Consider the following 12,130-nt stretch of genomic DNA (forward strand, 5'->3'; position numbering starts at 1 on the left):
GCTTGATCATCTGGTACGGCGTTCACGGGAACAGCCTCGCCGTCGCCGACCGCCCGCACTCCGTGGCCAAAGCCTCAAGGCGCGGCTTTCACGCCCCGCGCGCCCCGTACGGGGCGCGCCTGCTCTACGCGTGGATCCCCGGTACGGGGCGCTCCCCCGGTACGGGGTGTCCCTCCCGCCCTTCCAGGACCACCACGTCCTCGCGGGTGAAGACGACCCCCACCGTGGCGCCCTCCGCGGGAGCGGTGTGCAGCCCGCACTCGGCCTCCAGGACGGGTCCGTCCCCGGGCCGTTCGGGGCGCAGCAGTACGGCGACGCGGCTGCCCCGGAAGGTACGGGCCTCGACGGTGCAGCGCAGGCCCTGCGCCGCGTCAACCAGCCGTACCCCGGCCGGGCGCACCAGGAGCAGGTGTTCTCCCTGTGCGGATCCGTCCGGCACAAGGATCCTGCCCCACGCCGTGTCCGCGGCCCCGTCGCCCACGGTCGCGCTCACGATGTTGTCGAAGCCGAGGAACCGCGCCACGAACGCGGAGGCGGGCCGCTGCCAGACCTCCAGAGGTGTGCCACTCTGCGCGATACGGCCGTCGCGCATCACCACGACGCGGTCGGCGAGGGCGAACGCCTCTCCCTGGTCATGAGTGACGGCGAGTACGGTCGTTCCCAGCCGTCCGAAGAGGCCACGCAGTTCGACGACGAGACGCTCGCGCAGGCTCCGGTCCAACTGGCCGAGCGGCTCGTCCAGCATCAGCAGCCGCGGCCGCGGCGCGAGCGCCCGGGCCAGGGCGACCCGTTGCTGTTCGCCGCCGGAGAGTGCCGCGACGGCCCGCCGTCCGGCCCCTGGCAGACCCACGAGTTCGAGGAGTTCCTCGACCCGCCGGGCCTGCTCGTCGCGTGACGCGCCGCGCATCCGCAGGCCGAAGGCGATATTGCCCGCCACGTCGCGCTGCGGGAAAAGCTGGTGGTCCTGGAACATCAGGCCGACGCCACGCCGGTGCACCGGCACGCCGGTCTGGTCGGCACCGTCGAGGGACACTCGCCCGCCGTCCGGTGCCTGGAGACCCGCCACAACGCGCAGCAGGGTCGACTTGCCACTGCCACTCGGCCCGAGAACGCAGACGATCTCGTGTTCGGCGATCTCCAGATCGACCGCGTCGAGCGCGGCGTGCGCCGCGGCGCCGAACCGTACGGTGACGTCCGACAGGGTCAGCAAGGACATCAGAACTCTCCCGCGCGGTCGGTACGGATACGTTCCAGCGCCAGCAGGGACACGGCGCACACCACCATCAGAACCGTGGACAGCGCCATCGCCTGCCCGTAGTTGAGCTCGCCGGGCCGGCCCAGCAGCCGCGCCACGGCCACCGGGAGTGTCGGCCGGTCGGGGCGCGCGATGAAGACCGTCGCGCCGAACTCACCGAGCGAGACGGCGAAGGCGAACCCTGCCGCCACGAGCGTGGCCCGCCGTACCAGCGGGAGATCGACCTCCCGCCAGACCCGTAGCGGGGACGCTCCGAGGACGGCCGCCGCCTCGCGCAGCCGCCCGTCCACCGCACGGAGCACCGGCAGCATGGTCCGTACGACGAAGGGAACGCCCACCAGCGCCTGGGCGAGCGGCACGAGGATCCAGGAGGCCCTCAGATCGAGCGGCGGCTTGTCGAGCGTGATCAGGAAGCCGAAGCCGACGGTCACGGCGGAGACGCCGAGCGGCAGCATCAGCAGCGCGTCGAAGCCCCGTACGAGGCGTCCGGCGCGGCGGGTCAGCGCGGCTGCGGCCGTGCCGCCGACCACCACCGCGATGGCCGTGGCGACCAGCGCGTACCGCAGCGAGTTCCAGATGGCCTCCAGCGGCGGCACGAGGAAGGTGCCGCCACTCGCGTCCACCGAGGCGAGCGCCCGGTAGTAGGCGAAGCCGTAGCCGCCGGGGCTGTCGAGGGAGCGCTCGACGAGCACCGCCAGCGGCAGCAGGATCAGCAGCGCAACGGTCACGAGTACGCCGCCCAGCAGCGCCCACTGCCCGGCGCCGCGTGGCCGACGCGCGGTCTGCTCGGGGTCGACGAGCCTGAGGGCGGCCTCCCGCCTCCGTACGGTTCCGGCGTGTACGGCGAGGATGGCGCCGACCGCCGCGAACTGCACCAGCGTCAGCACGGCGGCGGTGGGCAGGTCGAGGAGTTGCGCGGTCTGCCGGTAGATCTCGACCTCAAGGGTGGCGAAGCCGGGGCCACCGAGAATCTGCACGACGCCGAAAGACGTGAACGTGAAGAGGAAGACCATCAGCGCGGCGGCCGCGACGGCGGGAGCGAGCGCGGGCAGCGTCACGCGCCACCACGCCGCGAGACGCCCGGCGCCCAGTACGCGCGCGGCCTCCTCCTGGCGAGGGTCGAGCTGTGACCACAGGCCGCCCACGGTGCGTACGACCACCGCGTAGTTGAAGAAGACATGAGCAAGCAGGATCGCCCAGACAGTGGTGTCGAGCCGCACGCCCCACAGTTCGTCGAGGAGTCCACCGCGTCCGAGCAGCGCCAGGAAGGCGGTGCCGACGACGACTGTGGGCAGCACGAACGGCACGGTGACCACGGCGCGCAGAAGCTGCTTGCCCGGGAAGGCGAACCGCGCGAAGACATAGGCGCCCGGCAGGGCGATCAGCAAGGTGAGGGCGGTGGAGGCGAGCGCCTGCCAGGTGGTGAACCGCAGGACGCCGAGAATGTCCGGGCGGCTCAGTACGTCGCCGACGCGGCCGAGCTGCCACGCACCGTCCGTCGTGAGGCCGCGCCCGACGATCGCGGCCACGGGGTAGGCGAAGAAGACGGCGAAGAAGGCGAAAGGCCCGGCCATGAGGGCGAGGCGTACGGCGCCTCCGTGCCCGCGCCGCCGCCGGCACCGCGAAGGGCTCAACAGGCTGCCCAACAGACCGCCCCGTACGTCGCCCTGTGTGCCGCCCCGTCGTCGCAGAACGCCCCGCCGGGTCCGGCCGTCCTCCACGGCCCGGCCCTCGTCCTCGGCGGTTACTTCACTACGAGTGAGGACCACGACTGGATCCACTGCTCACGGTTGGCGGCTATCCGGTCGGGCGCCACGGTCTCGGGCCGGTCGACCGTCGCGCCGAACTTCGTGAAGAGCTCGGGCAGCGCGACGCCCTCGACCACCGGATTGACAAACATGTTCAGCGGCATGTCCGTCTGGAACTTCTCGCTGATCAGGAAGTCCAGCAGCGCCTTGCCACCGGCCTGGTTCTTCGCGCCGTCGAGCAGCCCGGCGAACTCGGTCTGCCGGAAGCAGGTCCCGGTGGCGACCCCCGTCGGGGCCTGCTGAGGCTGCGGCTTCGCGTACAGCACCTCGACCGGCGGGCTGGAGGCGTACGAGACGACCAGCGGCCGGTCGCCCTTGGCCTTCTGGCCGCCCGCAGAGCCGGAGAAGCTCTCGTTGTACGCCTGCTCCCAGCCGTCGACGACCTGGACTCCGTTGGCCTTGAGCTTCTTCCAGTAGTCCTGCCAGCCGCCATCCCCGTAGCGCGCGACGGTGCCCAGGAGGAAGCCGAGGCCGGGCGAGGACGTCGCGGCGTTCTCGGTGACGAGGAGGTTCTTGTACTGGGGCTTGATCAGGTCGTCGAAGGACTGCGGCGGAGCGAGCTTCTTGTCCGCGAAGTACTTCTTGTCATAGTTCACGCAGATGTCACCGGTGTCGATCGGTGTCACCCGGTGCTTCTCCTGGTCGAGCCGCGCGCTCACGTCGACGCGGTTCAAGCCCTTCGCCTCGTACGGCGTGAACAGGCCATTGTCGAGTGCGCGGGAGAGCAGGGTGTTGTCGACGCCGAAGAAGACGTCGCCCTGGGGCGACCCCTTGGTGAGGATCTCCTTGTTGAGCGCTTCGCCGGCGTCACCGCTCTTCAGGACCTTGACGGTGTAGCCGGTCTCCTTGGTGAACTCTTTCAGCACCGCGGGGGAGGCGTTGAACGAGTCGTGGCTGACAAGGGTGACGGTCTTGGACTTCGTGCCGCCGCTCCCCCCGTCATCGGACGACGCGGAGCCGCCGCACGCGGCAAGGGTGGCGACGCCGATCGCTGCGGCGATCGCGGCGGACGCCGCGCTTCTGACGCCGGTACGGGTACGGATGGTGCCCACTGGTTTTCCTCCTGGGATGTCCAGGAGAAGACGCGGCCCCACCCGGGGCGGGCCGCTGGCACGGACCGGTCCCCGGGCAGGGCGCAACAGCTTGAGTGATGTCCGAACTTCCTACCCAGAATGACCTGGGCAAGGTTCAGAGGGTCTGCGGCCGTTGCCCGTTCTCACGGACATGTGCCGCACTCTCAGCGCTGTGGCGCTCCCCTGTCGGAAAAATGCAATGTGTTTCGGGCCAAGGTTACCCCCAGCCCGCACTAGCGCTCCGTGGCAGCCAACTGTCCGCACGCACCGTCGATCTCCTGGCCCCGTGTGTCGCGTACGGTCACCGGTACGCCGTGTGCCGCGATCGCCTCGACAAACTTCTTCTCGTCCTCCGGGCGCGACGCCGTCCACTTCGAGCCGGGAGTGGGGTTGAGCGGGATCAGGTTGACGTGCACCCTCTTGCCCTTGAGGAGCCTGCCGAGCCGGTCGCCCCGCCACGCCTGGTCGTTGATGTCGCGGATCAGGGCGTACTCGATGGAGATCCGGCGGCCGGACTTCTCCGCGTACTCCCACGCGGCGTCCAGCACCTCCCGCACCTTCCAGCGTGTGTTGACCGGCACGAGGGTGTCGCGCAGTTCGTCGTCGGGAGCGTGCAGGGAGACCGCGAGCCGGCACTTGAAGCCCTCGTCGGCGAAGCGCAGCATCGCGGGCACCAACCCGACCGTCGAGACGGTGATCCCGCGCTGCGAGATACCCAGACCGTCCGGCTCGGGATCGGTGAGCCGGCGGATCGCCCCGACGACGCGCTTGTAGTTGGCGAGCGGCTCGCCCATGCCCATGAAGACGATGTTGGAGAGTCTCGCGGGGCCGCCGGCGACCTCACCGTCGCGCAGGGCACGCATCCCGTCGACGATCTGGTGGACGATCTCCGCGGTGGACAGGTTCCGGTCCAGACCGGCCTGGCCGGTCGCGCAGAAGGGGCAGTTCATCCCGCAGCCCGCCTGCGACGAGATACACATGGTGACCCGGTCGGGATAGCGCATCAGCACGGACTCGACGAGGGTGCCGTCGTGCAGCCGCCAGAGCGTCTTACGGGTCGTGTCGTCGTCGCACGAGATGTGCCGCACCACCGACATCAGATCGGGCAGCAGTTCCGTCGCGAGTTTCTGCCGCGCGGCGGCCGGGATGTCGGTCCACTGCTCGGGGTCGTGCGTGTACCGCGCGAAGTAGTGCTGCGACAGTTGCTTGGCGCGGAACGCCTTCTCCCCGATGGCGGCGACGGCCTCGCGGCGCTCGGCGGGGGTGAGGTCGGCGAGATGCCGCGGGGGCTTCTTGGCTCCGCGGGGCGCGACGAAAGTGAGTTCTCCGGGTGCAGGCATGGTCCGTCCAGTGTCGCAGACGGCGCACCGTGGCCCGTTCCCCGTATTCGGTGGCATGGGAAAGGGGGTACGCCGCCCCGTGGGCGACCTACCCCCTCCTCTACTGCGCGCTCCGCGACCGCACGAGCCCCGAGCCGTCCGGCCCCGTACGGGGCGCCCGGCTCCGGTGCCACGCCCGGCGCCGCACCTGGCAAGCCCGTGTGCCTTGCCAGGATGCCCCCTGTGCTCTGCCTGGACCGCTGTCTGTCAGGACCCCACGAAGAGCACCAGGAGCAGCCAGACCACCGGCGCCGTGGGCAGCAGCGAGTCCAGCCGGTCCATGATCCCGCCGTGCCCCGGCAGCAGCGTGCCCATGTCCTTGATCCCCAGGTCGCGCTTGATCATGGACTCGCCGAGGTCGCCGAGCGTGGCGCTGGCCGCGACGGCCAGGCCGATCAGCAGCCCCTGCCACCAGGCGCCGCCGTCGATCAGGAACTCCATCAGGAGCGCGCCGGCCACCATCGCGAAGGTGACGGCGCCGCCGAGCCCCTCCCAGGTCTTGCCGGGGCTGATGCGCGGCGCGAGCTTGTGCGTACCGAAGCGCCAGCCGACGGCGTACGCGCCTGTGTCGCTGACGACGGTCAGCACGAGGAACATCAGCACGCGCTGCGAGCCGTCCCCCGCCGTGAGCATCATCGCGACGAAGGTCGCCAGGAATGGTACGTAGAACGCGGCGAAGACCCCCGCGGTGACGTCCTTGAGGTAACCCTCGGGCGGCTCCGTCATCCGCCAGATCAGCACGGCGAGCGCGGTAAGGGCCATCGCGACCCAGGCCCCCTCCGCGCCGCGCGCGTATCCGGCGACGACCATCGCGGCGCCACCCACCGCCAGCGGCACGAGCGGTGCCTTGATGCCCTTCTTCTCGTCGAGCCGTGAGGTGAGCTCCCACAACCCCACGACCACGGCGATCGCAATGACACCGACGAACACGGCCTTGACGATGAAGAGCGACGCGGCGACCACCGCGCCGAGCCCGACACCGACCCCTATGGCCGCACGCAGATCACGACCGGCCCGCTTCTTCGGCGGGGACGGCGGGGGGGCGGCCATGGGCTCCTGCGGAGTCTCGTCACGGAACAGGGGGCCGCCCGGCCGAGCAGCCCCCCGGTCGTCATTCTGGTCCCCGCCGTTCGCGGGTTCGTCGGGCACGATGGGCATGGGCCGAGTCTGCTGTGCGGGATGCTCATCGTATGCGGGACCCGCCGGGGCAGCCCCCTGGTCGGTCGGTCCCCAGTAACCGGCTGTCGGCGAGGCCCCCCGGGAAGAGTCGTTCATCAGACCTCGAGCAGCTCGGCTTCCTTGTGCTTGAGCAGCTCGTCCACCTGCGCGACGTACTTCGCGGTGGTGTCGTCGAGCTCCTTCTCGGCGCGGCGTCCCTCGTCCTCGCCGACCTCGCCGTCCTTGATCAGCTTGTCGATCGTCTCCTTGGCCTTGCGGCGCACGGCGCGGATCGAGATCCTCGAGTCCTCCGCCTTGGTCTTGGCGACCTTGATGAACTCCTTGCGGCGGTCCTGGGTCAGCTCGGGGAACACCACCCGGATGATGTTGCCGTCGTTGCTCGGGTTGACGCCGAGGTCGGAGTCCCGGATGGCCTGCTCGATGTTGCGCAGCGCGCTCTTGTCGAACGGGGTCACCACGGCCATCCGCGCCTCGGGTACGGCGAACGAGGCGAGCTGGTTGATCGGGGTGAGGGCACCGTAGTAGTCCGCCACGATCTTGTTGAACATCGCCGGATGCGCACGCCCGGTGCGGATCGCGGCGAAGTCGTCTTTGGCGACCAGGACGGCCTTCTCCATCTTCTCCTCGGCCTCGAGGAGGGTCTCTTCGATCACCACTTGCTCCTGCGTGTCTTGAGTGGGCCCGGCATGCTTGCCGGCCGGCGGAACCTGCGTCGCGTCTTGTCCTGCACGGTGTCCGACCGGCAGGGCTTTGTCCATCCTCCCCGTGCTGGGCAGCCCGGGATCAGCTCCGGGTGCCCTGGTCGCTCACGAGTGTGCCGATCTTCTCACCCTTGACCGCGCGCGCGATATTGCCTTCCTTCAGCAATTCGAAAACCAGGATCGGCAGCCGGTTGTCCTGGCACAGCGTGATCGCGGTCATGTCGGCGACACGCAGGTCCCCGGCGATGACCTCGCTGTATTCGAGCGCGTCGAACTTGACCGCGTCGGGGTTGGTCTTGGGGTCGGAGTCGTACACCCCGTCCACGCCGTTCTTGCCCATCAGCAGCGCCTGCGCGTCGATCTCCAGGGCGCGCTGGGCGGCTGTGGTGTCGGTGGAGAAGTACGGCATGCCCATACCCGCGCCGAAGATGACCACGCGGCCCTTCTCCAGGTGGCGTACGGCGCGCAGCGGGATGTACGGCTCCGCGACCTGGCCCATGGTGATGGCCGTCTGGACGCGGGAGTCGATGCCTTCCTTCTCCAGGAAGTCCTGGAGAGCCAGACAGTTCATGACGGTACCGAGCATGCCCATGTAGTCGGAGCGGGCCCGGTCCATGCCGCGCTGCTGGAGTTCGGCGCCGCGGAAGAAGTTTCCGCCGCCCAGGACGACCGCGATCTGGGCGCCGTCACGGACGACGGCGGCGATCTCGCGGGCGATGGCGTGGACGACGTCGGGGTCGACTCCGAGCGCCCCTCCGCCGGCGAACGCCTCACCGGACAGTTTCAGCATGAAGCGTCGCTTCTTGCCGTCGTCGCTCTTCTCGACGCTCTTGTCGGCCTGTTCCATGGAGATCTCCTCGTGCACATACGAAGAAGGCCATTGCCGGGGTCCTTACGGTTCCCTGTGCGGCAATGGCCTCCTCGTCAGATCTGCGGTCGCCCGGCCGCCTGCGAAGTAATGCCGTCAGGCACACGCGAGCGACTGCCTCCGACCCTATCGGGGTCTTTGGTTGATCGCGTACGGACTCAGACGCCGACCTTGATGCGCGAGAAGCGCTTCAGGGTGACGCCGGCCTCGTCCAGGATCTTCTGGACGGACTTCTTGTTGTCCTTCGCGAAAGCCTGCTCCAGAACGACGTTCTCCTTGAAGAAGCCGTTGACGCGACCCTCGATGATTTTCGGAAGGGCGGCCTCGGGCTTGCCCTCCTCGCGCGAGGTGGCCTCGGCGACGCGGCGCTCCTTCTCGACCGTCTCGGCCGGGACCTCGTCGCGGTTGAGGTACTTCGGCGCGAAGGCGGCGATGTGCTGCGCGACGTCCTTGGCGACCTGGGCGTCTTCCTTGTCCAGCTCGACCAGAACGCCGACCTGCGGCGGGAGGTCGGGCATGGTGCGGTGCATGTACGCGGCCACGTAGCCGCCGGTGAACTGCGCGAAGCGGTCCAGGACGATCTTCTCGCCCAGGTTCGCGTTCGCCTCGTCCACGTATGCCTGGACGGTCTTGCCGGCCTCGATCTCGGAGGCGAGCAGCGCGGCGAGGTCGGCCGGGGACGTCGCGGCGACGTGGGCGGCGAGCGTGTTGGCCACGGCCTGGAACTTGTCGCCCTTGGCCACGAAGTCCGTCTCGCACTTCAGCTCAAGCAGGACGCCGGAGGTCTTGTCGTCGGAGATGAGAGAGATGACGGCGCCGTTCTCGGCCGAACGGCCCTCGCGCTTGGCGACGCCCTTCTGGCCCTTGACGCGGAGCGTCTCGACGGCCTTGTCGACACTGCCGTCGGCCTCTTCCAGGGCCTTCTTGCAGTCCATCATGCCGGCGCCGGTGAGCTCGCGGAGCTTCTTGACGTCAGCGGCGGTGAAGTTCGCCATGATCTGTAATTCTCTTTCGAAGGTCTGAAAGATCTACGGGTGAACGGCGGGGGCCGATGGGCCCCCGCCGTCAACTGCCGAACCTGGTGAGGGTCAGGCCTGCTCGGTGTCCGCGGCCGGGGCGTCGGCGGCGGGCGTCTCGGCCGGCTTCTCGGCGGGCGTCTCGGCCGGCTTCTCGGCCTCGGCGGCCGGAGCGGCAGCAGCCTCGGCCGGCTTCTCGGCGTCGTCCTTCTTCTCGCCCTCAAGCAGGTCGCGCTCCCACTCGGCGAGGGGCTCGCCAGCGGCCTTCTCCCCCGGCTTCGAGTCACCGGTGGCGACGCCCGAGCGGGCGATGAGGCCCTCGGCGACGGCGTCGGCGATCACGCGGGTGAGCAGGGTGACGGAGCGGATCGCGTCGTCGTTGCCCGGGATCTTGTAGTCGACCTCGTCGGGGTCGCAGTTGGTGTCGAGGATCGCGACGACCGGGATGTGGAGCTTGCGCGCCTCACCGACGGCGATGTGCTCCTTCTTGGTGTCGACGATCCAGACGGCGCTGGGCACCTTCTGCATCTCGCGGATACCACCGAGGGTCTTCTCCAGCTTGGCCTTCTCGCGCGAGAGAACCAGCAGCTCCTTCTTGGTAAGGCCGGAGGCGGCCACGTCCTCGAAGTCGATCTGCTCAAGCTCCTTCAGACGCTGCAGGCGCTTGTAGACGGTGGAGAAGTTGGTGAGCATGCCGCCCAGCCAGCGCTGGTTGACGTAGGGCATGCCCACGCGCGTCGCCTGCTCGGCAATGGCTTCCTGCGCCTGCTTCTTCGTACCGACGAACATGATGGAACCGCCGTGGGCGACGGTCTCCTTGACGAACTCGTAGGCGCGGTCGATGTACGACAGCGACTGGAGCAGGTCGATGATGTAGATGCCGTTGCGCTCCGTGAAGATGAAACGCTTCATCTTCGGGTTCCAGCGACGGGTCTGGTGACCGAAGTGGACGCCGCTTTCCAGCAGCTCCCGCATCGTGACGACGGCCATGGCCGTACTCCTTGAGGTACTCGGTTGTCGCGTCCGCCGGACGGCAGTCGCGCCTGACGCCCCGATTGCGCTGTGCCACGGGACAGTCCGAGACCGAGAAGCGCTGGCACCGGCACGAAGAGGCCGATGACGGGGCGTGCGAAGTCGACCCGGTGACCCGGATCGCCACAAGAAGTGTACGGGACCTTCGCACCCTCGGGTGACGGCGTTATCCACAACCGGTCAGTTGTCCACAGATCCGGTTCATGATCAGCGCGGTCGGGCTGGCCGGGTCCACCGTGTATGCATGATCAATCGTCGCGTCACACGCCGTCCGCTGTTCCCGCGCCTGCTCGCCCGCGCCGGCGCGCATGTCCTCAAGCCGTCCTTCACCCCTGCCCTCACGCTGGCGCTCTCCCTCGTCGTGGGGCTGGTCTGGGCCACTCCCGCCTCGCCCGCCTCGGCACCCGCTCCGGCCGGGACACCTTCCCCGGCCGAGCCGCCCGCCGATGTACGGCCCGGTGTTCCGGTCGGCGTTTCCTCCGCCGTTCCCGACGGCCGCCGGTCCTGGCCGGTGGGGACGCGCCCCACCGTGCTGCGCGGCTGGCAGCCTCCGGCCACGGGGTACGGGCCCGGTCACCGCGGCGTGGACCTCGCGGCGTCCGCGGGTGCCCCGGTACGGGCGGCGGCGTCGGGGCAGGTCTCCTTCGCGGGCCCGGTGGCGGGGCGTGGGGTGGTCTCGATCACCCTGCCGGGCACGGGCGACCCACCGCTGCGTACCACCTACGAACCGGTGGAGCCGCTGGTCAAGAAGGGCGACCAGGTCGTGGCCGGCCAAGTGGTCGGAGTGCTGGCGGCCGGTCCTTCCCACTGCCCGACGACGTGCCTCCACTGGGGACTGCTTCGGGGTGAGACCTATCTGGACCCGCTGTCGCTGCTGCCCCCGAGCCTGCTCCGCCGGGGCCCTGCCCGGCTGCTGCCGGTGCTGGGAGTGCCGGAACCGCTCGCGACGACGGTCCGGACCGCGGCCGGGACACCGCGGCCGACGCGGCCCGCACGGTCGGCTGGGCAGTCGGTCCCGGTCGGTGCGTACGGCGCCTCCTACGGGCCATACCCGGCGTACGGGCTGTTCGCGCTGGCCCTGCTGGCGGCGGTGGTGGCACGTCGCCGGGGGCACCACCGGTCGCCCGGCGATCGAGGTGAGCTCGCGCCCCGCCATGTACGGCTCGCGCGTACGGGGGCAAGCATCCGCCGCGCCGTACGGGGGCACCAGGCGCTCGCCGGGTTCAGCCCCGTACGCCTCGCAGTGCCATGGAGACCGCGGCCTCGGCGATCTCCGGGGGCGCTTCGGCAGCACCGAGTTCGATACGGCGGACCGCCGCGTCCACCACGCCCTGGAGCAGCATCGCGGCCAGCCGGGGCTGCTCGTGGCCCAGTTCGGCCAGGGCTTCGACGATCATGGCGATCAGGCCGCCGTGCGCGGCGCGGATCTTCTCCCGGGCGCCGGCGTCCAGCTCGCTCGCGGAGATGGCGACGACCGCACGGTGGCGCCGGTCACCGACCAGGGCGAGTTGCTGCCGTACGTACGCCTCGATCTTGGCCTCGGGGGTGTCCGCACCGGCCATGGCCGCCTCGACCTCCGCCGCCCAGACGGGGAAGTCGACGGCGCACAGTTCCTCGACGACGGCGGCGCGCGAGCGGAAGTACTCGTAGACCGAGGACCTGGCGAGGCCCGTGCGCTCGGCGAGGGCGGGGAAGGTCAGCGCTTCCGTACCGCCTTCGGACAGGAGGGAGCGCGCGGCGTCCAGCAGGGCGCCGCGTTGCATGGTCCGGTGCTCGGCCACGGAGGCCGCTCGAATCCTGGGCACGCCTCCACTTTACG

General features: G+C 69.9%; 10 protein-coding genes, 1 pseudogene and 1 riboswitch. Of the genes and pseudogenes, 1 reads left to right on the forward strand and 10 read right to left on the reverse strand.

From position 1 onward, the window contains the following. Positions 1 to 124: 124 nt before the first annotated feature. The 9 genes from ACFXKG_RS27510 to rpsB all read right to left on the reverse strand — a co-directional run bounded on the left by ACFXKG_RS27510 (position 125) and on the right by rpsB (position 10,269). The gene (locus ACFXKG_RS27510) at positions 125 to 1,216 is read right to left on the reverse strand and encodes an ABC transporter ATP-binding protein (RefSeq protein WP_384844495.1); all 1,092 of its coding nucleotides are present in this window, start codon (positions 1,214 to 1,216) and stop codon (positions 125 to 127) included. Then, positions 1,216 to 2,829, reverse strand: coding sequence for an ABC transporter permease (locus ACFXKG_RS27515; RefSeq protein ID WP_384844594.1), 1,614 nt, complete (start codon positions 2,827 to 2,829; stop codon positions 1,216 to 1,218). The genes ACFXKG_RS27510 and ACFXKG_RS27515 overlap by 1 nt, the downstream gene beginning before the upstream one ends. A gap of 170 nt (positions 2,830 to 2,999) precedes the next feature. Further along, positions 3,000 to 4,115 carry a thiamine ABC transporter substrate binding subunit gene (locus tag ACFXKG_RS27520; protein ID WP_384844499.1) on the reverse strand — a complete coding sequence of 372 codons (1,116 nt, stop codon included), beginning with the start codon at positions 4,113 to 4,115 and terminating at the stop codon, positions 3,000 to 3,002. A gap of 90 nt (positions 4,116 to 4,205) precedes the next feature. Then, positions 4,206 to 4,331: riboswitch (TPP riboswitch) on the reverse strand. Positions 4,332 to 4,369: 38 nt separating this feature from the next. After that, positions 4,370 to 5,476, reverse strand: a complete 1,107-nt coding sequence (gene rlmN, locus ACFXKG_RS27525) for a 23S rRNA (adenine(2503)-C(2))-methyltransferase RlmN (protein WP_384844502.1) — start codon at positions 5,474 to 5,476, stop codon at positions 4,370 to 4,372. A 246-nt stretch (positions 5,477 to 5,722) separates the two neighbouring features. Then, positions 5,723 to 6,790: a phosphatidate cytidylyltransferase gene (locus tag ACFXKG_RS27530; protein WP_384844505.1), complete on the reverse strand. Its 1,068-nt coding sequence runs from the start codon at positions 6,788 to 6,790 to the stop codon at positions 5,723 to 5,725. Next, on the reverse strand, positions 6,790 to 7,347 hold the full coding sequence (gene frr / locus ACFXKG_RS27535) for a ribosome recycling factor (protein ID WP_351393766.1): 558 nt from the start codon (positions 7,345 to 7,347) through the stop codon (positions 6,790 to 6,792). The genes ACFXKG_RS27530 and frr overlap by 1 nt, the downstream gene beginning before the upstream one ends. A gap of 130 nt (positions 7,348 to 7,477) precedes the next feature. Then, positions 7,478 to 8,242 carry a UMP kinase gene (gene pyrH, locus ACFXKG_RS27540; RefSeq protein ID WP_382892533.1) on the reverse strand — a complete coding sequence of 255 codons (765 nt, stop codon included), beginning with the start codon at positions 8,240 to 8,242 and terminating at the stop codon, positions 7,478 to 7,480. Positions 8,243 to 8,421: 179 nt separating this feature from the next. Further along, on the reverse strand, positions 8,422 to 9,258 hold the full coding sequence (gene tsf, locus ACFXKG_RS27545; protein WP_384844509.1) for a translation elongation factor Ts: 837 nt from the start codon (positions 9,256 to 9,258) through the stop codon (positions 8,422 to 8,424). Between the two features lie 93 nt (positions 9,259 to 9,351). Further along, positions 9,352 to 10,269, reverse strand: coding sequence for a 30S ribosomal protein S2 (rpsB, locus tag ACFXKG_RS27550; protein WP_384844512.1), 918 nt, complete (start codon positions 10,267 to 10,269; stop codon positions 9,352 to 9,354). A gap of 403 nt (positions 10,270 to 10,672) precedes the next feature. Here rpsB and ACFXKG_RS27555 point away from each other — a divergent pair. Then, a pseudogene (locus tag ACFXKG_RS27555) lies at positions 10,673 to 11,251 on the forward strand (peptidoglycan DD-metalloendopeptidase family protein); the annotation flags it as partial. 283 nt (positions 11,252 to 11,534) lie between these two features. Here ACFXKG_RS27555 and ACFXKG_RS27560 read toward each other — a convergent pair. Beyond that, positions 11,535 to 12,074, reverse strand: coding sequence for a TetR/AcrR family transcriptional regulator (locus tag ACFXKG_RS27560; protein ID WP_384844598.1), 540 nt, complete (start codon positions 12,072 to 12,074; stop codon positions 11,535 to 11,537). Positions 12,075 to 12,130 lie beyond the last annotated feature (56 nt).

Source organism: Streptomyces sp. NPDC059255 (assembly GCF_042752355.1).
Lineage (GTDB): Bacteria > Actinomycetota > Actinomycetes > Streptomycetales > Streptomycetaceae > Streptomyces.

What these genes read in the sequence shown, in the direction of transcription:
- ACFXKG_RS27560 (WP_384844598.1), bottom strand. Translation starts at nt 12,074, where the DNA reads ATGCAACGCGGCGCCCTGCTGGACGCCGCGCGCTCCCTCCTGTCCGAA.
- ACFXKG_RS27510 (WP_384844495.1), bottom strand. Translation starts at nt 1,216, where the DNA reads ATGTCCTTGCTGACCCTGTCGGACGTCACCGTACGGTTCGGCGCCGCG.
- ACFXKG_RS27530 (WP_384844505.1), bottom strand. Translation starts at nt 6,790, where the DNA reads ATGAACGACTCTTCCCGGGGGGCCTCGCCGACAGCCGGTTACTGGGGA.
- ACFXKG_RS27515 (WP_384844594.1), bottom strand. Translation starts at nt 2,829, where the DNA reads ATGGCCGGGCCTTTCGCCTTCTTCGCCGTCTTCTTCGCCTACCCCGTG.
- tsf (WP_384844509.1), bottom strand. Translation starts at nt 9,258, where the DNA reads ATGGCGAACTTCACCGCCGCTGACGTCAAGAAGCTCCGCGAGCTCACC.
- rpsB (WP_384844512.1), bottom strand. Translation starts at nt 10,269, where the DNA reads ATGGCCGTCGTCACGATGCGGGAGCTGCTGGAAAGCGGCGTCCACTTC.
- rlmN (WP_384844502.1), bottom strand. Translation starts at nt 5,476, where the DNA reads ATGCCTGCACCCGGAGAACTCACTTTCGTCGCGCCCCGCGGAGCCAAG.
- pyrH (WP_382892533.1), bottom strand. Translation starts at nt 8,242, where the DNA reads ATGGAACAGGCCGACAAGAGCGTCGAGAAGAGCGACGACGGCAAGAAG.